Origin of the sequence: Rhizobium sp. RSm-3, assembly GCF_001854685.1 — a bacterium.
Classification (GTDB): Bacteria; Pseudomonadota; Alphaproteobacteria; order Rhizobiales; family Rhizobiaceae; genus Rhizobium; species Rhizobium ecuadorense.
Genome location: NZ_MAWZ01000013.1, coordinates 209274 through 233842 on the forward strand (window position 1 = coordinate 209274; position 24569 = coordinate 233842).

The window sequence follows — 24569 nt, forward strand, 5'->3', positions numbered from 1 at the left end:
CAACTTGGCTTAAGAATGCCATCCCATCGTCATTTCCGCTATCGAATTCAAACAGCCTGACCGCGGCAATTATCGAGCCGTACCAAAAGCATGAAGTCGGAAACTGCTGACAAAGCCCGCCAACTTCTCCTTCGTCATGCTCGGGCTTGTCCCGAGCATCTGCCTCCGGTCGATAGGGCAGCAGATCCTCGGCACAAGGCCGAGGATGACGCCGAGTAACGAGATTTGTCATCAAAATGCGCCGGAAAGTGAATCACTTCCCGGCTTTCATTCATTGAATCAGTTCCTGAGCGCGCCGCCTCAAGCGACTGCAAAGACTCGCCAAATCAGGCCGCATCTTCGATTTCGTCTTCGGTCTTGCGCGGCACGTAGTTGAGCACCGGTCCGAGCCAGCGCTCGACTTCGGAAACCTCCATGCCCTTGCGCTTGGCATAGTCTTCCACCTGGTCCCGCTCCACCTTGGCGACGCCGAAATAATAGGAGTCGGGATGGCCGATATAGAGACCCGAGACGGATGAGCCGGGCCACATCGCGTAGCTCTCCGTCAGCTTCACGCCTGCGGTATGTTCCGCATCGAGCAGCTTGAAGAGCGTCTTCTTCTCGGTGTGATCCGGCTGCGCGGGATAACCGGGCGCCGGACGGATGCCGGCATAGGCTTCGGTGATGAGATCCTCGTTGCTGAGGTGCTCATCCCTCGCATAGCCCCAATATTCGCGGCGCACCTGCTCATGCATACGCTCGGCAAAGGCTTCGGCGAAGCGGTCGGCCAGCGCCTTGACGAGGATCGAGGAATAATCGTCATTGGCACGTTCGAAGCGCTCGGCGATGGCGATTTCCTCGATGCCAGCCGTCACGACGAAGCCGCCGACATAATCCTGCACGCCACTTGCGACAGGGGCGACGAAATCGGAGAGCGCCACATTCGCCCGCCCGTCCCGCTTCGAAAGCTGCTGGCGCAAGGTGTAGAAGGTGGCAAGCTCCTGTTTCCGGCTCTCGTCGGTGAAGAGGCGGATATCGTCGCCGACGGCGCCGGCCGGCCAGAAGCCGATGACGGCGCGCGGGCGGAACCACTTCTCGTCGATGATCTTCTTGAGCATCGCCTGCGCATCCGCCCAGAGTGCACGCGCCGCCTCGCCCTGCTTCTCGTCTTCGAGGATGGCAGGGTAACGGCCGCGCAGTTCCCAGGTCTGGAAGAACGGCGTCCAGTCGATATATCTGGCAAGCTCGGCCAGATCGTAATCCTCGAACACCCGCGTGCCGAAGAATTGCGGCTTTGTCGGCTTGTAGGCAGGCCAGTCGACCTTATGCGCATTCTCGCGAGCCCGCGGTAGCGGCAGGCGCACCTTCTCGGCTTCGCTGCGGGCATGGGCGGCCGCCACCTTGGCATATTCGGCCCTTGTATCGTCGACATAGCCCTGGCGCGTTTCCGGCGAGAGCAGCGCCGAGACGACGCCGACAGCGCGGCTCGCATCGGTGACGTAGATCGCCTGGCCCTTGTTGTAGCCGGGATGGATCTTGACGGCCGTATGCACGCGGCTGGTCGTCGCCCCGCCGATCAGCAGCGGGATGTCGAAACCCTGCCGTTCCATTTCGGCCGCGACATGCACCATCTCGTCGAGCGACGGCGTGATCAGGCCTGAAAGGCCGATGACATCGACCTTCTCGGCGATCGCCGTTTCGAGAATCTTCGTCGCCGGCACCATGACGCCGAGGTCGACGATCTCGTAATTGTTACAGGCGAGCACAACGCCGACGATATTCTTGCCGATATCGTGCACATCGCCCTTGACCGTCGCCATCAGGATCTTGCCGGCCGAGCGACGCTCCTCGCCGCCGTTCAGGCGTTTTTCCTCTTCCATGTAGGGCAGCAGCACGGCGACCGCCTGCTTCATGACGCGCGCCGATTTGACCACCTGCGGCAGGAACATCTTGCCCGAACCGAAGAGATCGCCGACGACGTTCATGCCGGCCATCAGCGGCCCTTCGATGACATGCAGCGGCCGGGCGGCCTGCTGGCGCGCTTCTTCGGTATCGGCTTCGATATATTCGGTAATGCCGTTCACAAGCGCATGTTCGAGACGCTTCTCGACGCTCCATTCGCGCCAGGAGAGATCCTGAACCCGGCCTTCCCTGGCGCCGGCGCCACGGAAGCGCTCGGCGACTTCGAGCAGCCGCTCGGTGCCGTCGGCACGGCGGTTCAGCACCACGTCCTCGCAGGCCTCGCGCAGTTCGGGATCGATATTGTCGTAGACCGCCAGCTGGCCGGCATTGACGATGCCCATGTCCATGCCCGCCTGGATGGCGTGGTAGAGGAACACGGCATGCATCGCCTCGCGCACCGGCTCGTTGCCGCGGAACGAGAAGGACAGGTTCGAGACGCCGCCGGAGATATGCACGAGCGGCATGCGCTCACGGATCGTCCGCGTCGCCTCGATGAAGTCGACGCCGTAATTATTGTGCTCCTCGATGCCGGTCGCGACCGCAAAAATGTTCGGGTCGAAGATGATGTCTTCGGGCGGGAAGCCGATCTTTTCGGTCAGAAGCTTGTAGGCGCGCGTGCAGATTTCCACCTTGCGCTCATAGCTGTCGGCCTGCCCCGTCTCGTCGAAGGCCATGACAACGACGGCCGCACCGTAATTGTGCAACAGCCGCGCCTGGGCGAGGAAATTCTCCTCGCCTTCCTTCAGCGAGATCGAGTTGACGATCGGCTTGCCCTGAACGCGCTTCAGGCCGGATTCGATGATCGAGAATTTTGAACTATCGATCATCACGGGCACGCGGGCGATATCGGGCTCGGCGGCGATCAGGTTGAGGAACTCGACCATCGCCTTTTCGGAATCGATCAGCCCCTCGTCCATGTTGATATCGATCACCTGCGCGCCGTTCTCGACCTGGTCGCGCGCCACATCGAGTGCAGCCGTGTAATCGGCATTGGTGATCAGCTTGCGGAACTTCGCCGAACCGGTGACGTTGGTGCGCTCGCCGACATTGACGAAGGGAATGTCCTTGGTCAGCTCGAAAGGTTCGAGCCCCGACAGCGACATGAAGGGACGATGCTCGGGGATCGGCCGCGGCTTGTATTTCGCCACGGTCTCGGCGATCGCGCGGATATGTTCCGGCGTCGAGCCGCAGCAGCCGCCGACGATGTTGACCAGGCCTTCGCGGGCGAAGCTGTCGATCTGGGCCGCCATCAGTTCCGGCGTTTCGTCATACTGGCCGAACTCGTTCGGCAGGCCGGCATTCGGATAGGCGCAGATGAAAGTATCGGCCACACCCGAAAGCTCCTGCAGGTGCGGGCGCATCGCATTGGCGCCGAGCGCGCAGTTGAGGCCGATCGTGAAGGGATTGGCGTGGCGCACCGAGTTCCAGAAGGCCGACGGTGTCTGGCCGGAGAGTGTGCGGCCGGAAAGGTCGGTGATCGTGCCGGAGATCATCACCGGCAGGCGCACGCCCTTGGCCTCGAAGCGCTCCTCGCAGGCGAAGATCGCCGCCTTGGCGTTCAGCGTGTCGAAGATCGTCTCGATCAGGATGATGTCGGCGCCGCCGTCGATCAGGCCGTCGATCTGTTCGCCATAGGCGGAGCGCAGATCGTCGAAGGTGACGGCGCGGAAACCGGGATTGTTGACGTCGGGCGAGATCGAGGCGGTGCGGTTGGTCGGGCCGATGGCGCCGGCGACGAAGCGGCGGCGGCCGTCCTCGCGCTCGGCACGCTGTGCTGCCCGGCGGACGATCTCGGCGCCTTCCTTGTTGAGGTCGTAGACAGCCCCTTCCATCGCGTAATCGGCCTGCGCGATGCGGGTCGAGGAGAAGGTGTTGGTCTCGAGAATATCGGCGCCGGCCATGGCGTATTTGTAATGGATCTCTTCGATCGCATCCGGCTGGGTCAGGATCAGAAGGTCGTTATTGCCCTTCTGGTGGCAGGCGCAGCCGATGAAGCGGGTGCCGCGGAACTGGTCTTCGTCATAGCCGAGCCCCTGGATCTGCGTGCCCATGGCGCCGTCGAGGACGAGGATGCGTTCGCTCGCGGCTTTGCGCAGCGCTGCGAAGACTTCATTGCCGTCACGTTTGCCCGTTTCCGGACCAAAGAGAGTATCGAACACGGGAGGGCTCCTTGACGTCGTAAGACCAGACAGTTCAAATCACATAAAGATATCTTTATGTCAATATATGCCTGTCGATTTCGTGCTTTGCAAGCCTGGCCCCATGACAGACTCGAATGGCCTCTATATAGGCATTTCAAAAGCATCGCCCACGAAATCGGAGGAAATGTCATGGCACCCGTGCTTGGAAACTGGACGAGCCGCGCCTATCACCGCGGCTGGCTGCTCGCCCAGGCAAACGGCCTCTTCGATTTCTTCCAGCATAATTCGCTGAACCCCAAGGGCGGCTTCTACGATCTCGACGACAGCGGCAGGCCGCTTGACGCCGAGGGCCAGGTGCGCGGCATCCATATCGCCGCGCGCGCGGTGCATTGCTTCTCGATCGGCACGCTGCTCGGTCGCCCGGGTGCGAGCGACCTCGTCGACCACGGCATGGACTATCTCTGGAACCATCATCGCGACCGCAAAAACGGCGGCTATTTCTGGTCGCTGAACAATGACGGCCCGGTCGATACCAACAAGCAGGGTTATGGCCACGCTTTCGTGCTGCTGGCCGCCTCCTCCGCCAAGACGATCGGCCATCCGCTGGCCGACGGCATGCTGTCCGACATCACCGAGATCCTCAACAGCAGGTTCTGGGAACCGCGCCACGGCGCCATCGCCGAGGAATTCACCGCCGACTGGCAGCCGCTCGACGGCGGCGCCTATCGCGGCCAGAATTCCAACATGCACCTGACCGAAGCGCTGATGGCCGCCTTCGAAGCATCAGGCGACCGGGACTACCTCACCAAGGCCGAAAGCATCGCCGATCTCGTCATCCGCCGCGCCGCCGGCTCGGTCGACTGGCGCGTCGCCGAGCATTTCGACGCCGACTGGAAGCTCGACAAGCAATATTATCATCCGAACGAAATGTTCCGCCCGGCCGGCACGACGCCCGGCCACTGGCTGGAATGGGCCCGCCTCATCCTGCAGCTCTGGGTGCTCGGCGGCAAACGCATCGAATGGATGCCGGATGCGGCCAAGGCGCTCTTCGAGCAGTCGATGGCGCTCGGCTGGGACAATGACAAGGGCGGCTTCTTCTATACGCTCGACTGGAACGACAAGCCCGCCAAGCGTAACAAGCTCTGGTGGCCGGCCTGCGAGGGTGCTGCCGCAGCCCACTTCCTCAACGAGCATCTGCCGAGCGACGACCACGAGGAATGCTACCGCAAGATCTGGAACGTGATCGAACGCGCCTTCATCGACCATAAGAATGGCGGCTGGCACGAGGAACTGACGGAGGACCTCGTTCCCGCCCATTCGCTCTTCCCCGGCAAGGGCGACATCTACCATGCCCTGCAGGCCTGCCTCATCCCGCTTTTCCCGGCAACCGGCAGCCTGACGAAGGGCATCACCGAAGCCGGCGGCAAGCTCTAAAGCGTGTCGCAATCTTTCAGATCGCTTGTCACGCTTTAGGTCTTTGTGTGCGCATGTCTTTATCGCAAAACCGCTGCACACTTTTGCGAGACATGCTCTGAGGCTCAGTAACCCGGCGCCCGCAGTTCGGCGCTCGGGTTGCGCTGGAACCATTCGACATCCTCGTTGACGCGGTCGAGTTCGTCCTGCACGTCGCGCTGGTCGCGGCGGATGTCGTGCATGTCGTCTTCCAGATCCTCGATCCGCCGGCGCAATTCCGACCTGTCGCCGTCCTTCGCATCCTTCAGCCTGTCGGAAAGCTGGTCGATCTCAGCCTCCTTGGTGCTGTAGTCGTTCTGCATCGAGTTGAAGCGCTCCTGCAGCCCGTGCTGCTTGGCTCCGAGATTGAAGCCGCGCAGGAAGCCTGACGCGGTTTCCGGCGGGCAGACATTGGCGTAGCCGCTGCCAGCCTGGCCGCGCGCCAGGCCGCTCAGCGGCGTGCAGTAGCGCACCAGCCCGGACTGATACCCCTGGAACCAGATTGTCTGATCCGGCACGATCTTCACCCGCTCGCAGGATTTCGCATGCGCGGCAAAGCGCTGCTGCGGCTCGTAGCCCGCCGCACCGTCGCTCTCGCCGATCACCCGCCAGTCGGCGGCCACACATTCCTCCTTGGAGAGCGTGTTGCAGGAGGCAAGGAGAAGGCCGAAGCCGGCAACAGCGGCAAGCGCAAGGAAGAGGCGGATCATGGCGTCCCGGGAAGGTTAGGGAGGGCGATGCCGCACCTTACCCACAGGACAAGGCCGCGTCACCGGAGCGGTGCCGCGATTTTGCACTTTTCATGGCTTTTTTCTGTCGAAATTACGGCAGAAACCCACTCAGAGCGGCGCGAGCCGCAGCGTATCCAGATCTTTCGCCAGCATCAGCGCCAGCGCCTCGACCGCGAGATTGTGGTCGTCGCGCTGCGGCAGGCCGGAGACGGTGACCGCGCCGATGCAGCCGGTGCCCTTAACGTTGATCGGGAAACTGCCGCCATGCGGCGCATAATCGGCGCCGGAAAGCCCGTTATCCTCGACCGTCTTGCCGTCCTTTTTCAGTTTCAGGCCCGAGGCATAGCTGCTGCGGAAATAGCGGAATACCATATTGCGTTTGCGGCGAACCCAATTGACATTATCGGGCGTCACCCCCGGCAGCGCGGCATAGAAGACCGGCATCGAATGCAGGGTCACATCGATCGCAATCCCGAGGCCGCGCTCGGTGGCGAGTTCCTGCAGGAGCTTGCCGAGCTGCCATGCCGTCGTCAGGTCGAAGGCATCGAAGCTCAGCGCTTTTTCCTGCTCCGCGATCCGGTTGAGATCGTCGTCGAGTGTCATGATAAGGCGCTCCTCTGCCGCAATGATCCGTTGCAGACCATTCTCGCGAGAGGCGAAAAAGTAAAGCAAAACTTGGATCTGCCCCAGCTCAGAGCTTGGGCGTCAGCATCTCGAAACGGTCGCGCGTTGTGGCGCAGGTATCGCCACCGAGCCGCGCAATGGCATCGACGGCGGCCGGATCAACATGCAGCCGTTCCGGATCGACGACACCGTCGCGGTAATGCGCATAGACGATCTCGCCCATGACGATCTGCCGCGAGCGCCCGAGCTCCAGTGTCACATGCCGCCGGCATTCGAAGGCAGCCGGCGCCTCGGCGATATAGGGCGATGCCACCTTCTCCCCCGGCATCGCCGTCAAACCCGCTTGCTTCAGCTCATCGACGCCGCGCGGATATTTGGCGCCACAGACATGCATCGCCTCGGCGATGGCGAAGGAGACGATATTGACGGTAAAAACCTCGGTCATGCGGATATTGTGGCCGGTGTCCTTGAAGGACATGTCGGCATTGTTCTCGACGCCGATCGCCAGAATCGGCGGATCGGCCGACAGGCAGTTGAAGAAGCTGAAGGGGGCGGCGTTGATCCGTCCGTGTTCATCGACCGTCGTCACCAGCGCGATCGGTCGCGGAATGATCGTGCCGATCATCAGCTTGTAACGCTGGCGCTCGGAAAGCTCTGTGAAGTCGAAGGAAACGGCCATGGCTCAGCCGGCCGGCGAGAAGGCGCTCATCGCGCCGGTGAAGGTTTTCGGCAGCGGCGAGGCGTAGGAGCCGCGCTTGCTCGTGGAAAGCCCGAGCGAGACCAGCGCCTCGGCCTGCTTGACGGCGGCTGCGACGCCGTCAATGACGGGCACGCCGTAGATATCTTGCAATTCCCTCGCCAGATCTGTCATGCCGGCGCAGCCGAGCACGATCGCCTCGGCACCGTCTTCTTCAAGCGCCCGCTCGATCTCGGCCCTGAGCTTGCCGATTGCGCCCAATGCCGCATCTTCGAGCTCCAGCACCGGAATGTCGGAGGCGCGCACCTTGGCGCGCTCGCCCATGCCGTAGCGGCGCACCAGATTGTCGATCAGCACCCGCGAGCGCTCCAGCGTCGTCACCACGGTAAAACGCTGCGCCAGGAAGCCGGCCGTTGCGACGGCGGATTCGCAAAGCCCGAGGATCGGCACGTCGGCAAAGCTGCGCGCCGCTTCAAGGCCGGTATCGTCGAAGCAGGCGATGACGGCTGCGTCATAGCCCGCCACCTGCCGCTCTTTCAGTTCGGAAAGCAGGCCGGGGATCGCCAGCGCCCCGTCGTAATGGCCTTCGATGGAAACAGGCCCCATCTGCGAAGTGGCGGCGATGATTTCCGTGCCGGACGCGGCCACCGCGCGCGCGGCGGTGGCGGCCTTCTCGGTCATGGAGGCCGTGGTGTTCGGATTGACGATGAGAATGCGCATGTCAGTTGATCTTTGCCTGCCGCCGGCCGAGCATGATCATGATGCCGAGCGCGATGAGAATGATGGTGAAGGAAAACAGTGTCGTCACTGTGCCGAGCGCATAGAGCACCGGCGTCGTGACATTGGTGGTCATGCCGTAGATTTCGAGCGGCAGCGTGTTGTAGCTGCCCGAGGTCATCAGCGTGCGGGCGAATTCGTCATAGGAGAGCGTGAAGCCGAACAGGCCGACGCCGATCAGGCTTGGCGCGATCATCGGCAGCACGACATGGCGGAAGGTCTGCCAGGAGCTGGCGCCAAGGTCGCGCGCCGCCTCCTCATAGGCCGGCGAGAAGCGGTTGAAGACGGCAAACATGATCAGCACGCCGAAGGGCAGCGTCCAGGTGAGATGCGCGCCGAAGGCCGAGGAATACCAGGCGGGCTTCAGCCCTCCCTCCTGGAAGACGACGCCGATGCCGAGCGAGACGATGATCGACGGCACCACGAGGCTGGCGACCGTGGCATAGAACAGCGCGGTCGAGCCGCGGAAACGGCGGCGGAAGGCAAGGCCGGCGAGCAGCGACACCGTGACGGTCACCACCATCACCATCAGCCCGAGGGTGAAGGAACGGCGGAAAGAGGCGCCGAAATCGCCGACCGCCTGCTTTTCGAACAGGTTGAAGAACCAGTGGGTGGAAACGCCGTTCATCGGGAAGGTCAGGCCGCCGTCCGGCCCCTGGAAGGAGAGGATCAGGATCGCCGAGAGCGGGCCGTAGAGGAACAGCACGAAGACGGCGAAGAAGATCGCCAGAAGATAGAATTCGAGGCCGCGTTTTTCGTGGTTCATCTCAAAGCTCCTTGCGGATGTCGACGACGCGCAGGATGGCCGCGACCATCAAGAGCACGACGGCAAGCAGCACCACCGCATTGGCGGCCGCCGCCGGATATTGCAGCAGCGACATCTGGTTCTTCATCATCAGCGCCACCGAGGCGCTCTGGCCGCCGGACATCACCTGCACCGTCGAAAAATCGGCCATGACGAGGGTGACGACGAAGATCGAGCCGATCGCCATGCCGGGCTTGGCGAGCGGAATGACGACGTTCCACAGCACCTGCCAGCCCGACGCGCCGGCATCGCGCGCCGCCTCGAACAGGGACCGGTCGATGCGCATCAGCGTGTTGAAGATCGGCGTCACCATGAACAGCGTATAGAGATGCACCATCGCAAGCACGACGGCAAAATCGGAATAGAGCAGCCATTCGATCGGCTGCGGGATGATACCCATCTTGATCAGCGACGAATTGACGAGGCCATTGCGCCCGAGCACCGGGATCCACGAGATCATGCGGATGATGTTCGAGGTCATGAACGGCACGGTGCAGACAAGGAAGAGGATCATCTGCGTCGAGGTCTTGCGGATGTGGAAGGCCAGGAAATAGGCAACCCAGAAACCGATGAGAAGCGTCAGCCCCCAGACGATGGCGGTGAATTTCAGCGTGTTGAGATAGGTCTTCCACGTCACCCACGAACCGAGCGTATCGGTGTAGTTCATGGTGAGAAAATCGGGATAGAGGCCGGCGAAATCATAATCCCAGAAGCTGACGACCGCGATCATGGCGATCGGCAGCAGGAAGAAGAAACCGAGAATGGCGATCAGCGGCGTCGCCTGGAGATAGGAGATGGCCGAGGGGGAGAGGCGGAAGGCGCGGCCGCCGCGGGCGCCGTGGCTGCCCTCTTCCGTATCTGCTGCGATGGTTGCCATATCCGGTTCTCCCTTTATCCATATTCCGGCAGACGAGGGATGCCCCTCATCCGCCTGCCGGCACCTTCTCCCCGCAGGCGGGGAGAAGGGAATCGCGGCAGCGCCTTGGCTACCGCGGACCTTGCGTCGGATAGGGAGGGCTCAAAAAAAGACCCCTCCACAACCCTCCCCACAAGGGGGAGGGAGTTTCTCTGCCGCAACCTCGCCGGGCTCCCTCCCCCTTGTGGGAGGGGAAAGCGGCACACGCCGACCTGCATCAGGCGGCGATGAACTCGTTCCAGCGGCGGACCATGTAGCGGTCTTCGTCCATCACCGAGTTCCAGCAGGCGACGGCGCCCATGCGGGCTTCGAAGGAACCGCCGTCGCGGACGGCTCCGGCCTTTTCCATGACCTTGCCCTCAGGCGACAGGATATCGCCCTGCGCCGCCTTGCCCTCGATCCAGTAGCCCCATTCGTCAGCCGACATGAAGTTCTTGGCGGTGTCCATGCAGGCGGAATAGTAACCCTGGCGGTTGAGATAGCCGCCGACCCAGCCTGATGTGTACCAGTTGATGTACTCGTAAGCCGCGTCGAGCTCGGCGCCCTTCAGATGCGAGGCAAGGCCGAGACCGCCGCCCCAGGCGCGATAGCCTTCCTTGAGCGGCTGGAAGGTGCAGGCGATGCCCTTGGAGCGGACGGCGGCAACGGCCGGCGACCACATCGACTGGATGACGACTTCGCCCGAGGCCATCAGGTTGACCGACTCGTCGAACGACTTCCAGAAGGCGCGGAACTGGCCCTCGCCCTTGGTCTTGATCAGGAATTCGATCGTCTTGTCGATCTCTTCCTTGGTCATGTTGCCCTTGTCGGCATACTTGATCTTGCCGGAGGCTTCCATGATCATCGCGGCATCCATGATGCCGATCGACGGAATGTTGAGGATAGCGGTCTTGCCCTTGAAGGCCGGATCGAGAATATCGGCCCAGCTGGTGATCGGACGGCCGGTGAGATCGGGACGGATGCCGAGCGTGTCGGCGTTGTAGATGGTCGGAACCATCGTCATCCACTGCGTCGGCTCCTTGGCGAATTTCTTGGAATCCTGCGCCTCGACGAAGCCGACCGTGTGCGGCGCCGTGCCCTGGGCGATGACGCTGTCCGGCTTCAGCTTGCCGTTGATGAACAGCGGCACGATCTTGTCGTAATATTTCAGCTTCTTGACGTCCATCGGCTGCAGCACGCCTGTCGGGAACACCTTCTTGGCGATCCAGTATTCGATGTCGGCGATGTCGTAGCTGTCGGGCTGGGTGACGGCGCGCTGGGCGGCGGCATCGGAATCGGTCGCCGTCATCTCCAGCGTGATGCCGAGATCGGCCTTGCACTTTTCGGCGATGGCATTGATGTTCGAGACGCCGGTGCCGAACTGGCGAAGCGTGATGTTCGTCTTCGCCCAGATTGTCGGGAAGCCGGTGATCGCGCCGGAGCCGGCGATGGCGCCGACGGCGGCGGCACCCGTCTTCAGCAGCGTGCGGCGGGAAAGACCCTTCCCAGCCTTGGTCGATGTGGTTTCAGTCGTCATGTCAGTTCCCCTTTTTGTTGATGCGGAAGGATGGTTGGTGATGGTTCATGCGGAAGAGCGGCCGAGAAGCACGGCATCCTCGAGCGCCCAGCTGAGCGCAACGGCATCGCCGACAGAAACCGGCCGGGCGAAATAGTCGCTGTCGTCTGATATGACGGTGAAGTCGTCGCTGCCGGCGCCGATAACGGTGATCTTCACCGAGGAGCCGCGATATTCGACGTTGGAGACGGCGCCGTTGAAGCCGAGCGTCCATTCGGTCGCCACCTGCAGGCGCACGCGGTCGGTGCGGATGCCGATATCGACCGGTTCGCCGACCTCCCTGCCTGCCCCGCGCACGGAAAAGCTCTGCCCCTCCGGCACGGTCATGACGAGCACGCCGTTGTCGCTTGAGGTCACCCGGCCGCTGAGCACGTTGTGATCGCCCATGAAGCGGGCGACGAAGGCGGTTGCCGGCTTCTCGAACACGTCGCGGGGCGCAGCCGCCTGCTCGATCCGGCCGTCATTCATGATGACCATGATATCGGCGAGCGCCATCGCCTCTTCCTGGCTGTGGGTGACATGGACGAAGGTGATACCGAGCGACTTCTGCAGTTTCTTGAGTTCGGCGCGCATGCGGATCTTCAGGAATGGATCGAGCGCCGACAGCGGCTCGTCGAGCAGCAGCGCCTCCGGATCGGTGATCAGCGCGCGCGCCAGCGCCACACGCTGCTGCTGGCCGCCGGAAAGCTGGGCCGGGCGCCTGGAGGCATAGGGCTCCATCTGCATCAGCTTCAGCAGGTCGAGCGCCTTGGCCCGCCGCTCGGCCTTGTCGACGCCCTTCATCTTCAGGCTGAAGGCGACGTTGTCGATGAGATCGAGATGCGGAAACAGCGCATAGGACTGGAACATCATCGCCGTGCCGCGCCTGGCCGGCGGAAAATCGGTGACAACAGTATTGCCGAGCCGGATATCGCCCGACGAAATGCTCTCATGGCCGGCAATCATGCGCAGCGTCGAGGTCTTGCCGCAGCCCGATGGGCCGAGGAAGCAGCAATAGGCGCCGGCCGGAATTTTCAGGCTGATGGCATGGACGGCCGTTGTCGCCCCATAGACCTTCGAAACGGATACTATATCGATCTCTGCCGCTTTCGACATCATGCCTTCCCCTGTTTGGAAAAGACGATGCATCTGCCGTGCCAGATTCCGTTTCACCGACCAAACCATTGTGAAAAAACGGTTTTATCGACGATCCATCCGCGAGGTAAAATTATGGGCTAGGCAGTGTCTGCACATGATTTAGGCTTTCGTGCTCAATTTGTGCAGAAAATCGTATACAATTCCGCCGGCGTTTCGGGCACAAATTCCGTTTAACTTTTGCCGCGAAGCCGGATATGGTTTGCCCGCCATCAGGGAATGATTTCATGAAATCCGCCGCCAAGGCTATGCAGGCCGAAGACTCCGCCGAAACCGGCGCGCAACAGATCCGCGACGCCATTCGCGAGGCGATCGTCGAGCGCCGGCTTTCACCCGGCACCAAGCTTTCCGAAAGCGATGTCGGCAATCTCTTCAACGTCAGCCGCACGCTCGCCCGCGCCGCCCTGCAGGCGCTCTCCTATGAGGGCCTCGTCAGCGTCGAGAAGAACCGCGGCGCCTTCGTCGCCTATCCCTCGCCGGAGGAGGCCCGCCAGATCTTTTCCGCCCGCCGCCTGGTCGAACCCGGCATATTGCGTGAGGCGGCGGCGCGGATGACCGCGGATGATATCAGCCAGCTGAAACAGCTGTTGCTGGAGGAAGGGCGGCTGATGAGCGAACGCGGCCAGACGGCGCGCCGCGCCGAGATCAAGGCGTCGGGCGATTTCCACCTGATGCTGGCGGAGATCTCAGGCAATGCAATCATGCAGCGCTTCATGGAAGAGCTCGTTGCCCGCTCCTCCCTGGTGATTGCCCTTTACGGCCAATCCACCGCATCGAGCTGCGGCCATTCCGAACATGGCGAGATCATCTCGGCGATCGAAAGCAGCGACCTCGACCGCGCCTGCCGGCTGATGCTGCATCACATCGCCCATATCGAGACCGATCTCGACCTGCGCGAGCGCAAGAGCCTCGGCCTCAAGGAAGCCTTCGAGCTTTAAGAAGCAGGAGACGTCGGACGCGCGTCCGCGGTGTTCCGAACCCTACCAGGGCGTCCGCTTGGGCAGCATCTCGAGGGCCGCGAAAATATCCTCCGCGGGCCTCGGCTCGCTCGAGCGCAGTTTCACGGTTCCGTCGCGCCCGATCAGGATCAGCCCGAACTCACCGGATGGCGGCCCCTGCAGCCGCTCTCTGACATCGTCGGCATCGAGTTCGGAGCCGTCGTCGAGCAGCGAGAAAGCGCCGCCGCCGGCGATGATGAAAACCTCGATGTCTTCCTCGATGAGACGCATATGCGCGTTCCGCAGCCATTCGTCCTGGATGACGGCACGGTCGTCCTGCGCATCGGCAAAGATGATCAGCACCCGCTTCCTGTCGCGAAACTGCTCGAGCGATTGCGGAAGTTCCGGCTCACGCCGCGGCGTGCCGATGATTTCTTGAACGATGGATTTCAGCATGGTGCTCATTCCTCACCCGCACTGGCGGCGGGCATGCCAGTAAACGGCTGGCAAGGGGCGAGGTTCCGCCGGAAAGCGGAAAAGGATCGCAGCCAGGGCCGCGATCCTTTTCCCGTCAGTCGCGGCTCTGGTCTTCGGCTGCGTGAGCCGAAACGGCGACGAGATCGACCGTGCCGTTGGCAAGAAGGCGCTTGCGCACCAGCACGCGCATGACGCGCGCCGCCGTCGAGAAGGTCATCTGGTCGAGCGGGCCTTCGCCCTCCCACGGCTTGGTCAGCCGCTCGGTGACAGCGCCGACGATGTTCATCGGCACGATGTCGGTGCATTCGCGCATGGCTTCGAAAACGAAGCCGATGGGGACGACCCGTCCTTCGTAGGTCACGATCGGTTCGGTCAATTCGCTGTCCCATTCCTCGAAGGCATAAAGCGCTTCGCGAAACAGCTGCTGGAGGGTAAACGGCGCGTGGCCGTCATGAAGTGGCGGCAGGGCATTCATCATGTCTGTCTCCTCTTGATGGGTTGAAGCCAAAGTCCTCCGGTATCGGTCGCGCCAACGCGGGAACGGAGCGTTTTGCTGCCCCTGCGAACCGATTAACACGATTGATTCTATAGACTAACGCGCCGGGGTAAAGCCCATTTATCGGCCCTCGCGGAAGCCAATTCCATAACGCGCTGATTTTCTTGCGTCTTTTAGGCGAAATTTTCCAACCAGCAGCCGTTCGTGAAATTCCATGCCACAGCCTCTGGACCGCCCTGCAGTGGCGAAAAAACCCTGAAAAATCACGGAACTTTTGCCGCTGTAATCTGTTTTGTTCTCACACTTCGAAAAACAGTCTGGGGAATCACCAATGACGCAAATCCGTGAATCGGAGCGCCGAAGCAGGGTCGTGCGCGGCCGCCCTTACAGCCTTGACGAATTCGCTTCCAAATACGGCCTGGGCGGCGAGCAGGCCGAAAGCCTGTTCACCCGTTTCGGGCCCTCCTCGATCGAACTCGACCTGCTGATGGCCGCCAAGCGCCGCCTGCCCGTTCGCCACGACAGACCGCTTCCGCAGGACAGACCGCTTCCGCAGGACAGAATTGCCGAATAACACCTTTCACACATGGAATGGATAGATGAGCGACAGACGCCACGAATGGATCAGCAAAAGGGCCTACGCGATCTGGGAAGAACAGGGCCGTCCCGACGGGCGCGGTGACGATCACTGGCGCCAGGCGGTTGCCGAACGCAATGCACTGGAACGCACGAAGGCCTCCATCGACGGCCGCGAGGTCCTGGTGAAATTTCGCCCGAAGCAGCCGAAGCCCGAACTGCCGCGCCAGGACTGGATCAACCCGTCGACCAAGGTTGGCTGATCTCTATCTCATATCGGCTTTGGCGCCGTTGGCCGGCCTCCTCCTTCGAGGCCCCTGCGGGGCGCCTCAGGATGAGGGCGGAGAGAGGGTGCGGCTTGTGGCTCATCGGAGAGCGGAGCAGCACGCCAGAGCCCCAGTCTGCAAAACTCGGCACGCCGATCAGCCCACCAGCCACGCGGCACAACAACTAGCCCTCATGGTGAGGAGGCCCGCAGGGCCGTCTCGAACCACGAGGACGGGTGGCTCGGCGATCTAGCGGCTGCACAAATGCCGCCCACTCGCCCCCCATGCTAGCCTCCCGCCATGGAAGTCACCGTCTACATCCTCCGCTGCAGCGACGGCTCTTATTACACCGGGCTGACCAAGCAGGAGATCGAGGCGCTTGTCTGGGAGCACAATGCCGGGCGCTAGGAAGGCTACACCGCCAAGCGCTTGCCCGTCGAACTCGTCTTCACCGAAACCTTGACCGCATCATCGACGCCATCGCCCGGGAGCGCCAGATCAAGGGCTGGTCGCGCCGCAAGAAGGAGGCGTTGATTGCCATGGATTACGAGGCCTTGCCGGAGTTGTCGAAGCGCGGGCCGATCAAGGTGGAGTGAGCGGCCGGTGGCCGACCTCGTCCTTCGAGGCCCCTGAGGGGCACCTCACGATGGGGTCGGAGAGAGGTTGCCGCTTGGGGCGTGCGGCTCGCGGGCGTCAGCAATGGCACAGTCTAGCCGTTTCCCGAGACACCAGCGCCGGCATTGGAAACCATTCATCAAGCATAATGGCACAAATCCAGGGAGTAGCGGCTTTCCCTCTACCCGGCCGCAGCATTGCCGCTCGACACTTTCTTCGCAAAATCGGAAACGGATGAGAATGAAAAGGGGACACGGATTTCATCTTGCCGTGGCCGATCCTGGTGCCTAGCCGATCCAGTCAATATCGGGAAAAGCCTGAAACACCCGCCGGGGCGGGCCATGTCAGAAAACGTTGTTATCAACGCAAAGCGCCCGGTGGACCTCGGTCCAGAACAGGGCTAGCGGGGTGTCGCCGTTGCGTTCGGCAACGAGGGCGCGGATCAGCGCTTCGGAGCCTGCCATGTCCTGCCAGCTGGATTTCAGGCCCTTGGCGGCCTGTTGGCATTCGGCAATCTCGAAGGGTCTCTTGCTGTCCATATGAGGTCTCCTCGTGAAAGGCGCTAGCAGGCGGAGCCGGGATTGTCATTCCCCGCATATGTGGGGATGCCTTGTATTTGTGACGGTCCTCACGGTAGGATTGAGGGAATTGGGGCAGTGGAAATGACCGAGAATACCTATAGCGAAAAGTTCGAACCCGCCTTCGAACAGATCAAGGCGGCGGCCAATGTGGATGCGGCCATCCGCATTCTGCAGGCGGAATACGGCCTCGATTTCGTCACCTACCACCTCGCCCAGACGATCGCCAGCAAGATCGATTCGCCCTTCGTGCGCACCACCTATCCGGATGCCTGGGTCTCCCGCTATCTGCTGAACAGCTATGTGAAGGTCGACCCGATCGTCAAGCAGGGCTTCGAACGCCAGTTGCCCTTCGACTGGAGCGAGGTCGAGCCGACGCCGGAGGCCTATGCCATGCTGGTCGACGCGCAGAAGCACGGCATCGGCGGCAACGGCTACTCCATTCCCGTCGCCGACAAGGCGCAGCGCCGCGCGCTGCTGTCGGTGAATGCCCGCATCCCGGTCGACGAATGGAACGAGCTTGTCCGCCGCTGCCGCAACGAATGGATCGAGATCGCCCATCTGATCCATCGCAAGGCCGTCTACGAGCTGCACGGCGAGAACGACCCGGTGCCGACCCTGTCGCCGCGCGAGATCGAGTGCCTGCACTGGACGGCACTCGGCAAGGACTACAAGGATATCTCGGTCATCCTCGGCATTTCCGAGCACACGACCCGCGATTATCTGAAGACCGCCCGCTTCAAGCTCGGCTGCGCCACGATTTCGGCCGCCGCCTCGCGGGCCGTGCAATTGCGCATCATCAATCCATAGTCTTCGGCCGGCGCATCTCGTGACGCCAGCCCTCATACTTTTGGGCTAATCCCCTCATCTGAGGGGGCCCATCTGAGGGAATTTTCGATCCGGCCCGCCTGGACCATTCTGCTCTCCACGGACTTGCAAACGCTGGAGGGCAAAATGTTCGTTATCATTCAGGCACATGAGTACCAGAAATACGCTGCCGTACTGGATCAGATGTTTCGCCTGCGCAAGAAGGTGTTCGCCGATACGCTCGGCTGGGATGTTCCCGTCGTCGGCCCTTACGAACGCGACAGCTACGATGCGCTGGCTCCGGCCTATCTCGTCTGGTGCAACGACAGCCGCACCCGTCTTTACGGCGGCATGCGCCTGATGCCGACGACCGGCCCGACCCTTCTCTACGATGTCTTCCGCGAGACTTTTCCGGATGCCGCCGATCTCATCGCGCCGGGCATCTGGGAGGGCACGCGCATGTGCATCGACGAAGAGGCGATCGCCAGGGATTTCCCCAATGTCGACGCCGGCCGCGCCTTTTCGATGATGCTGCTGGCGCTTTGCGAATGCGCGCTCGATCACGGCATCCACACGATGATTTCCAACTACGAGCCCTATCTCAAGCGCGTCTACAAGCGCGCCGGCGCCGAAGTGGAAGAACTCGGCCGCGCAGACGGCTACGGCAAGTACCCCGTCTGCTGCGGCGCCTTCGAAGTGTCGGACCGTGTGCTGCGCAAGATGCGCACCGCCCTCGGCCTGACCCTACCCCTTTACATCAGACATGTTCCGGCCCGCTCGGTCGTGACCCAATTCCTGGAGATGGCAGCATGAACCGCCTCGCTGAAACCGCAATACAGAAAGATATCGGGGCCCTGGAGCGCCATGTGCTCGCCTCCCGCGACATCGCCACGCAGATCGGGGATCCCTTCCTCTCCTATCTCCTCTCGATGGCGCTGTTCACGATCTACGAGAAGAAGGCTCATCACGAGAATGAGGCGCTGAAGAGCAGCTTCAGCTGAGGGCGCGACCCCCTCCGCACGCCTGAAGACGAGCATGTCTCCCGGCGCCTCGCGCGCAGCCGCAAAACCAGTCCCCGTTTTGCGGCTGCGCGCCCCTGTCATGTCATCGGGCATTGCCAGTCACATCATCCGGGAACTCACGTCATCAGCGAATCGATCGTCGAGATCAGCGCGTCGTGCATATAGGGCTTGGGCAGGAAGGCGGTATTGGCGGGCAGCGCCATGGGGTCGAGCCGCACCATGCCCGAGGTGATGATGATGCCGATATTCGGCCGCATCGCCCTCACCCGTTTGGCAAGCTGGATCCCGTCCATCGACCCCGCCATGTTGACATCGGTGAACAGGATATCGACGTCCGGCCGGCCTTTCAGCACCACCATCGCCTCATCCGCATTCGCCGCCTCCAGCGCCACATGGCCGACATCTTCGAGCACATCGAGGACATTGAACCGGATCACCGGCTCATCCTCGACGATAAGCACCACGGCACTGTTCAACGCCACCATCTGCGATCGCCCTCTTCATCGAATCCAATCCCTGTAATTGTCGCCCGCGCGAGAAGGTTCCAGTGCCCGCACCGATGAAATATGCATCGTCCACAGATGCTTGCGCTCTGCGCTTGTGGCTCCCTGCAATTTGCGTTAGAGCGAACCGATGCTGCGGGAACCATTGCCCCGGCATCACGGCGCCGGCCTCCGGCGCCAAGGGCCTGTAGCTCAATGGTTAGAGCCGGCGGCTCATAACCGCTTGGTTGGGGGTTCGAGTCCCTCCGGGCCCACCATTTCCTTTAAAATCAAAGGCTTAGATTTCGGTTTTCTTGGGGAAACATCCAAGGGAGACACCGGTTTGTTCAATCCGGCATATCTATTGAAGTCAAGGAACGGCATCTTTTTCTTTCGCTGGCCGATCCCCAAAGAGCTGCACCCTTCACGAACGCCCACCACCATCAAGCTTTCATTGGGGACTAGAGAGCCACAGAAGGCGTTGCGTTTGTCGCGATATTTAAGCCAGATAGGCCAAAGACTTAATGATCATGGACGTGCCACAGCAATGAACTATGCCGATATCCGGACGCTGTTAAAGCGGCACTTTGCCGAACAGTTAGCCACCAGAAAGAGTGAGCTTGATTCGCATGGCCCTATGGAACCAGCCAAGTTGAGAAACGCTCAAGACAAACTGGTCGAGGTAGATCGGGCTATCGAGCAAGATGTACCGTTGGCCGACTGGTACGGGCAAGATGACAGCGAAGAGTTACAGGCGATACTCGCCAAGCATGGTGTGGAAATGACCACAGGCACTAGCGGATACACTCTGCTGGAGAGGGCTTATCGACATGCATACAGAAGCGCACTAGCTGACCTTTTGCAGCATGACGAGCGTCTGCGAAATTTCAACTTCACGGAAACGTCGCTGCCGGAAGCGCAACAAATCGTCAAAGGCTTTACGCTGGCTGAACTACGAGAGGCGTATACTAAAGAGCGTAATGTGGGGAAGAACTGGGCGGAGAAGACGGCATATGAAAAGTCGGTACACTTTGCACTCCTTGAAGAGATATTAGGTTCCAAGAAGGACGCACGTGCTATCTCTGCAGGGGACGCGAAGACGGTAAAGGATACACTGTTAGCTTATCCTAAGAATCGAACTAAGAACCCAGAAACCCGAGGCAAGCCCTTAGCCGATATCCTGAACCTCCCCCGCGTGGCGAAACTTGAACCTGCAACGCTCAACAAGTATTTCCAAACTTACAACGACTTTTTTGAATGGGCCAAAGATAACAATCACATAGATAGCAATCTGTTTGCCGGCCTGTCAGTTCGCCAAGGCAAGAAAAGTAACGACTCTAAACGTGACCCATATTCCGACCGAGATGTCGGGGCGATCTTACGAGCCGTCATACTCAATCCCGATGGAATAGTCAGCAAGCCATATCAGAAATGGGCAACGCTCATTGGTATCTACACCGGAGCCCGGCTGGGTGAGATTTCGCAACTACACTTAGGCGACATTCGCCAAGAGTCAGACATCTGGTATTTCGACATCAACGATGAGGGAGACAGGAAGAGTGTGAAAACGCACGCCGCGAAACGGCAGGTGCCTATTCACAATCGTCTAATCGAAGCAGGGATATTGGAATATGTAGAGGCACTGCGCAGCCGCAAGGCTGATAAACTGTTCCCTGACTTCACCTATGACATAAAAAATGGATGGGGGCGCCAGCAGAGCAGATGGTTCAACGAGAGACTTCTTGTCCATCTGAACTTGAAGACGAAGACCCGGGTGTTCCACAGCTTGAGGCATACTGTAAATACGCGACTATTGCAGCTCAATGTACCAGACCCTCTTGTGAAGGCGATTATTGGCCACGAACCTGAAGGAATGACGCAGAAGCAATATTTCAAAGAGGGATATACCCTAGCCCAACGAAACGAGGCTCTTCAAAAGCTCGATTTCGGTTGGGTAGATTAACAATATAGGGATCGTGTCCTTGCTGCACGCCTATTGACAGAGCCCCGCCGACGAATCAAACAGATAGCAGGGCCGTACGTGCGGCTCTGGGGTGTAGTAACCCCGCACAACTAGGATCGTGCTGCCAAATCAGCACCACTCTTCGACCTTATGGTCGGGGAGCCTGCGGCGTATGTCCAGGTTCTCCGAACTAAAGGCCGTAGGGCCGTGTTGTGCGGTTTACTACCTCCCCGATCACCAGAGATCGAAGGGCCTTTTCGCGGGGACGTACCGCGACCAACGCCCTAGGAGACAATCCGCATGATGACCCTTATCGTCGTAGCCGTCTTGGGTTGGGCTGCGTATAAGGCCTTCCGCCTAAACACTGGCGCAGGTACCGAAGCTGTTAGAGCTTACTATTTTCTCGAAGCCCTGTTGAACGGCAACGACCAATTAAACGCAAATAGGTATGCCCACGTCACTATAAGCATGGGCTCGACCGAGGATATTCAGCGCGTCAATACCGAGATCCGGGCACTACATGACGGTAAAAGCACTCCGATTGTGGCAGAAGCCTATCGACGCGGGCTGACGCCTCTAATGCCAAACTGGTATCGGGATCTTGTGACGAAGGCACCAGCAACTGCCGCGATCAAAAGCATCTATCAACAGCCGCTCGCAAACTTACGTGAGAACGCGGGTATCAATTAGGAATTTGGCTCCGACGATGTCGGCATAGAATTTCCGAAACGCAGATATGTTGTAAACCAGCTGTCACCGACATCCCATCAACGCTACCGTCCAAGGAGGCCGGCGCAAGTATAGGCGCTGACATCTGTGACTAAGCATCTAGCCGGTAGACCAAGACTAAGTATTATCGTTTTGATCAACAGCTTAGCCTTAATTTTAGTTTCTATGAATATTCCCAAAATCGCTCGCTGAGTGGCTCCACTGCGCCCAGGCCATCCAACATCCCATTCCCGCAAAAAAACGAGCCCATGAGTCGCCCTGGCCGATTTAGAGGCCATCCAGCCCTCTCACATTCCCCAGTTCGCCAGTATCGCGCTGTTTTCTTCCGGTTTCGCCCGAATTCGGATCACAGTTTGCCGCGTGACCCCTGTCATCCTAGAGATCTCCGTATCCGAATGCTTACCGACTAACTCCAGCACTCGATCAAACTGATCTCTATTGAATTGCGGCTTTCGGCCTCTATACTTCTGATTACCTTCGCCTTTTGCGTACGCAATCCCTGCCTTCTGAGCTTCTTTTGTCGCTTCAGCCTGAGCCTCCGCCGTCGCAGCCATGAAAGCAATCATGGCATCTCTAATGGCTTGCTGTATCGGATCCTCGGTAGAGCCATCAAAGACCAATTGATTGATCACGGTTTTGATGACCACACCAGCTTCCATGAACTGCCGAATGGTATCTGTTACATCTCTGTAATTTCTTCCTAACCGGTCCACCCAACGTACTACGAGCACGTCCCCTGCCCTTAGGATATCATGCAATCTCCGGCCTTGCGGACGATCTCTTAGCTTGCTGGTTACGCCAGACTGACCATGATCAGCAACTACCTGATCGATCTTAAAGCCAGCTCTAATAGCCTGCTCTTTCTGATGTTCAATTGTCTGGTCAGCCGTTGACACTCTGGCATAGAGAACTGTTTTCATGGACATCACCATTGTTCACTAGGGTACTGTCCATACATACTTATGTCCACATTGCAATGTCAACCCTAGTGGACACGGCTTTAAGCCGAATTGAGTTGTCAACTAGGCTATGCCCATATGGACACTATTGAGTTAGTAAACAGACTTACCGACAGCCTTTGAATACGCTCATCATAATAATATATACTAAAATACCGCAAATAATTAATTTATAACATCATACTATATCGTCTATTAATCAAAATCTATGATTTATAAGTCTGCTGTTATCTATTCAATTATTTCTAATTTTTATGCAATTTATCTATCTACCTTGTGCCTGTCATTTCCTCTATTACTGTGTATATTATATTATATGATATACCACTCAGTCATACACATAATAATTTATCTAGCACATATCCAGTAGGATACTTAGTGTTATATCTAGTATTCAGTCCAGATTCCACCTGTTATCTACTATTATTATAAGCTCTTGATCATATTTTTATGTATACTTACTTACTATCCACTGATATCGGCCTGCTTTGCTATCTGGAGCTCGACTGATACCTACAGTTTTTTATCCTAATAGGCAGGAATATGTTGCCTGACTACTTCTTGAGCCGAAGGGGTGGACTGGAGGGCTTATGTCCACTGTGGGCAATATGCCGAGACTAAAGTGCTTTATCAACATCGGCAAACTATGCTTCAAGGCTCAGATTCGAGGGGCCATGGGGGTAAACTTGCTCGCGATACCTGTTAGATGCCTCCGCGGAAATTTTCTCAGTTTCAAAATTCGAGTGCGCCTAATAGTCTCCTTACTGCGAGACACTCGTGATTAGGACCTGTTTCAATCGTCCCGAACTGCTTTCCAGCCTGTGGCCGGTGAAAGCTATTAGTCCGAACTGCTGACCGGCGTTGAGCGCATGCAGTCGAAGGCTTTCGGTTATACGGCCAACCGTAACGACATCTCTTGCTCGTTCGTCCAGCTCGAACGGGACAGGTCGCTGTTCGTTCGGGATATAAACTCGCCCTTTGAAAGTGTTGATGTTGTAACTGCTGACTTTGCCGATAAAAGATTCTGTGTGGGGACTCGCAGTTGTGAGGTGAAGATAATCATAACTACTGGCATCAAGTACCGCGATCGGGTACTTCTGTTTCTTAAAGATGGAAACAACGCGAGCCTGTTCAGCTGTTTTGGATGCATAGATCGGCCTATGCATTTGCTTTACAGACCGCTCAACCTTCTCAATTAAAGAGTCAGCTTGTGACTGGGTGACCACAGGTACGATGCTTTTCCGCTTTTTCACCTCTTCCTCGTATTGCATTCCCAAAGTCTTATCAAAGTCGACATGGAAACCGAGGCTTTCATTTATCACATAGTCATATAGCGAGGTGGCAAGATGACCGTAGACAGAGTCTCGCGAGGCAGTACCGACTACGGAAACACCTGACATTAGCATTCCGATAGCAGCGATCACTTTCCAACTTCCCGCTTCAGGAGAAGTGATCATGACTCGCGCGCCTTTGAGGGATGGCGCTTCAGTTATGATTTCTCCATTGAGGACCAGATGAGCAGTGAGCGCAAGGCTTCGCTGAAAACCTCTCAGCGCCTCAGCAGCATCATAGAAGTCAAGTAGATGGTCGTCCGCATCGTTGCCCTCGAACGAAAGCGCAAATTTCAAAATTACACTCAAAGTTTGCCCCGACTTGCGAATCGCTATTGGTATAACCCTGGGTAGATTAACCCAGACGAAATAAAACAGGATGGGAAAAATAAATGGCGGTTAATAAAGAAGCCTGAGCTTGCCCATCTACACGCTGTGGCGTCGACGGCAATATAGCTTGCCCGATTACCTCGCAGCTAGACATGCCTTAGAGCCCTTCAAAGCTCAGCTGGAAGGACATACTCATACGACGCAGGATATGTACGTCGGCGTGCAGA

The 24569-nt window shown here is 59.1% G+C and carries 24 protein-coding genes, 1 tRNA gene and 1 pseudogene; 11 read left to right on the plus strand and 15 right to left on the minus strand.

Annotation, left to right across the window (positions count from 1 at the left end; all coding sequences use genetic code 11):
* Nucleotides 1-326: 326 nt before the first annotated feature.
* Nucleotides 327-4100, minus strand: a complete 3774-nt coding sequence (gene metH, locus BBJ66_RS14200) for a methionine synthase (RefSeq protein ID WP_071087764.1) — start codon at nt 4098-4100, stop codon at nt 327-329.
* A gap of 171 nt (nt 4101-4271) precedes the next feature.
* On the opposite strand from metH, the gene BBJ66_RS14205 reads away from it, so the two are divergent.
* Nucleotides 4272-5516, plus strand: coding sequence for an AGE family epimerase/isomerase (locus tag BBJ66_RS14205; RefSeq protein WP_071087766.1), 1245 nt, complete (start codon nt 4272-4274; stop codon nt 5514-5516).
* Nucleotides 5517-5620: 104 nt separating this feature from the next.
* Here the strand turns inward: BBJ66_RS14205 and BBJ66_RS14210 are convergent, their stop codons facing one another.
* The 8 genes from BBJ66_RS14210 to BBJ66_RS14245 form a co-directional block, all read right to left on the minus strand.
* Nucleotides 5621-6244 (minus strand): DUF2799 domain-containing protein, encoded by a 624-nt coding sequence (locus tag BBJ66_RS14210; RefSeq protein WP_071087768.1) that lies wholly within the window; start codon nt 6242-6244, stop codon nt 5621-5623.
* Between the two features lie 129 nt (nt 6245-6373).
* Nucleotides 6374-6868 (minus strand): heme-degrading domain-containing protein, encoded by a 495-nt coding sequence (locus BBJ66_RS14215; RefSeq protein WP_071087770.1) that lies wholly within the window; start codon nt 6866-6868, stop codon nt 6374-6376.
* 88 nt (nt 6869-6956) lie between these two features.
* Nucleotides 6957-7568 (minus strand): flavin reductase family protein, encoded by a 612-nt coding sequence (locus tag BBJ66_RS14220; RefSeq protein ID WP_071087772.1) that lies wholly within the window; start codon nt 7566-7568, stop codon nt 6957-6959.
* Nucleotides 7569-7571: 3 nt separating this feature from the next.
* Nucleotides 7572-8306 carry an aspartate/glutamate racemase family protein gene (locus tag BBJ66_RS14225; protein ID WP_071087774.1) on the minus strand — a complete coding sequence of 245 codons (735 nt, stop codon included), beginning with the start codon at nt 8304-8306 and terminating at the stop codon, nt 7572-7574.
* 1 nt (nt 8307) lies between these two features.
* A complete protein-coding gene (locus tag BBJ66_RS14230; protein ID WP_049733702.1) occupies nt 8308-9129 on the minus strand; it encodes an ABC transporter permease in 822 nt (273 codons plus the stop codon).
* Nucleotide 9130: 1 nt separating this feature from the next.
* Entirely contained in the window at nt 9131-10045 is a 915-nt protein-coding gene (locus BBJ66_RS14235) for an ABC transporter permease (RefSeq protein WP_049733703.1), read from the minus strand.
* A 256-nt stretch (nt 10046-10301) separates the two neighbouring features.
* The gene (locus BBJ66_RS14240) at nt 10302-11600 is read right to left on the minus strand and encodes an ABC transporter substrate-binding protein (protein WP_071087776.1); all 1299 of its coding nucleotides are present in this window, start codon (nt 11598-11600) and stop codon (nt 10302-10304) included.
* Between the two features lie 45 nt (nt 11601-11645).
* Complete coding sequence (locus BBJ66_RS14245; protein ID WP_071087778.1) at nt 11646-12734, minus strand: ABC transporter ATP-binding protein; 1089 nt, start codon at nt 12732-12734, stop codon at nt 11646-11648.
* Between the two features lie 266 nt (nt 12735-13000).
* Here BBJ66_RS14245 and BBJ66_RS14250 point away from each other — a divergent pair, with 266 nt between their 5' ends.
* Nucleotides 13001-13711 (plus strand): GntR family transcriptional regulator, encoded by a 711-nt coding sequence (locus BBJ66_RS14250; protein ID WP_071087780.1) that lies wholly within the window; start codon nt 13001-13003, stop codon nt 13709-13711.
* A gap of 42 nt (nt 13712-13753) precedes the next feature.
* On the opposite strand, the gene BBJ66_RS14255 is transcribed toward BBJ66_RS14250, so the two are convergent.
* Nucleotides 13754-14167 carry a DUF4174 domain-containing protein gene (locus BBJ66_RS14255; RefSeq protein ID WP_049733721.1) on the minus strand — a complete coding sequence of 138 codons (414 nt, stop codon included), beginning with the start codon at nt 14165-14167 and terminating at the stop codon, nt 13754-13756.
* Between the two features lie 115 nt (nt 14168-14282).
* Complete coding sequence (locus BBJ66_RS14260) at nt 14283-14666, minus strand: hypothetical protein (protein WP_049733707.1); 384 nt, start codon at nt 14664-14666, stop codon at nt 14283-14285.
* A gap of 349 nt (nt 14667-15015) precedes the next feature.
* Between BBJ66_RS14260 and BBJ66_RS14265 the strand changes: the two genes are divergently transcribed.
* The 3 genes and pseudogenes from BBJ66_RS14265 to BBJ66_RS14275 all read left to right on the plus strand — a co-directional run bounded on the left by BBJ66_RS14265 (nt 15016) and on the right by BBJ66_RS14275 (nt 16122).
* Entirely contained in the window at nt 15016-15258 is a 243-nt protein-coding gene (locus tag BBJ66_RS14265; protein WP_071087781.1) for a hypothetical protein, read from the plus strand.
* Between the two features lie 25 nt (nt 15259-15283).
* On the plus strand, nt 15284-15523 hold the full coding sequence (locus BBJ66_RS14270) for a DUF2934 domain-containing protein (protein ID WP_071087782.1): 240 nt from the start codon (nt 15284-15286) through the stop codon (nt 15521-15523).
* Nucleotides 15524-15826: 303 nt separating this feature from the next.
* Nucleotides 15827-16122 (plus strand): annotated as a pseudogene (locus BBJ66_RS14275) (GIY-YIG nuclease family protein).
* 363 nt (nt 16123-16485) lie between these two features.
* Here BBJ66_RS14275 and BBJ66_RS14280 read toward each other — a convergent pair.
* Entirely contained in the window at nt 16486-16680 is a 195-nt protein-coding gene (locus BBJ66_RS14280) for a hypothetical protein (RefSeq protein ID WP_049736280.1), read from the minus strand.
* Between the two features lie 123 nt (nt 16681-16803).
* Between BBJ66_RS14280 and BBJ66_RS14285 the strand changes: the two genes are divergently transcribed.
* From BBJ66_RS14285 to BBJ66_RS14295, 3 genes are all read left to right on the plus strand, one after another.
* Nucleotides 16804-17529: a LuxR family transcriptional regulator gene (locus BBJ66_RS14285; protein ID WP_071087783.1), complete on the plus strand. Its 726-nt coding sequence runs from the start codon at nt 16804-16806 to the stop codon at nt 17527-17529.
* A 144-nt stretch (nt 17530-17673) separates the two neighbouring features.
* A complete protein-coding gene (locus tag BBJ66_RS14290; protein ID WP_071087784.1) occupies nt 17674-18339 on the plus strand; it encodes an acyl-homoserine-lactone synthase in 666 nt (221 codons plus the stop codon).
* The gene (locus BBJ66_RS14295) at nt 18336-18527 is read left to right on the plus strand and encodes a hypothetical protein (protein WP_003593249.1); all 192 of its coding nucleotides are present in this window, start codon (nt 18336-18338) and stop codon (nt 18525-18527) included. The genes BBJ66_RS14290 and BBJ66_RS14295 overlap by 4 nt, the downstream gene beginning before the upstream one ends.
* A 137-nt stretch (nt 18528-18664) precedes the next feature.
* On the opposite strand, the gene BBJ66_RS14300 is transcribed toward BBJ66_RS14295, so the two are convergent.
* Nucleotides 18665-19033 carry a response regulator gene (locus tag BBJ66_RS14300; RefSeq protein WP_049736277.1) on the minus strand — a complete coding sequence of 123 codons (369 nt, stop codon included), beginning with the start codon at nt 19031-19033 and terminating at the stop codon, nt 18665-18667.
* Between the two features lie 199 nt (nt 19034-19232).
* On the opposite strand from BBJ66_RS14300, the gene BBJ66_RS14305 reads away from it, so the two are divergent.
* The 3 genes from BBJ66_RS14305 (at nt 19233) to BBJ66_RS14315 (ending at nt 21683) form a co-directional block, all read left to right on the plus strand.
* Nucleotides 19233-19308 (plus strand) — tRNA-Ile (locus tag BBJ66_RS14305).
* A 65-nt stretch (nt 19309-19373) separates the two neighbouring features.
* Nucleotides 19374-20993, plus strand: coding sequence for a site-specific integrase (locus BBJ66_RS14310; protein ID WP_128146101.1), 1620 nt, complete (start codon nt 19374-19376; stop codon nt 20991-20993).
* Nucleotides 20994-21293: 300 nt separating this feature from the next.
* Complete coding sequence (locus BBJ66_RS14315; RefSeq protein WP_071087787.1) at nt 21294-21683, plus strand: hypothetical protein; 390 nt, start codon at nt 21294-21296, stop codon at nt 21681-21683.
* A 326-nt stretch (nt 21684-22009) separates the two neighbouring features.
* Here BBJ66_RS14315 and BBJ66_RS14320 read toward each other — a convergent pair whose 3' ends face one another.
* Both BBJ66_RS14320 and BBJ66_RS14325 read right to left on the minus strand, forming a co-directional pair.
* Nucleotides 22010-22642 carry a recombinase family protein gene (locus BBJ66_RS14320; RefSeq protein ID WP_071088123.1) on the minus strand — a complete coding sequence of 211 codons (633 nt, stop codon included), beginning with the start codon at nt 22640-22642 and terminating at the stop codon, nt 22010-22012.
* Nucleotides 22643-23442: 800 nt separating this feature from the next.
* Nucleotides 23443-24321, minus strand: coding sequence for a DUF7946 domain-containing protein (locus BBJ66_RS14325; protein WP_128146102.1), 879 nt, complete (start codon nt 24319-24321; stop codon nt 23443-23445).
* Nucleotides 24322-24569 lie beyond the last annotated feature (248 nt).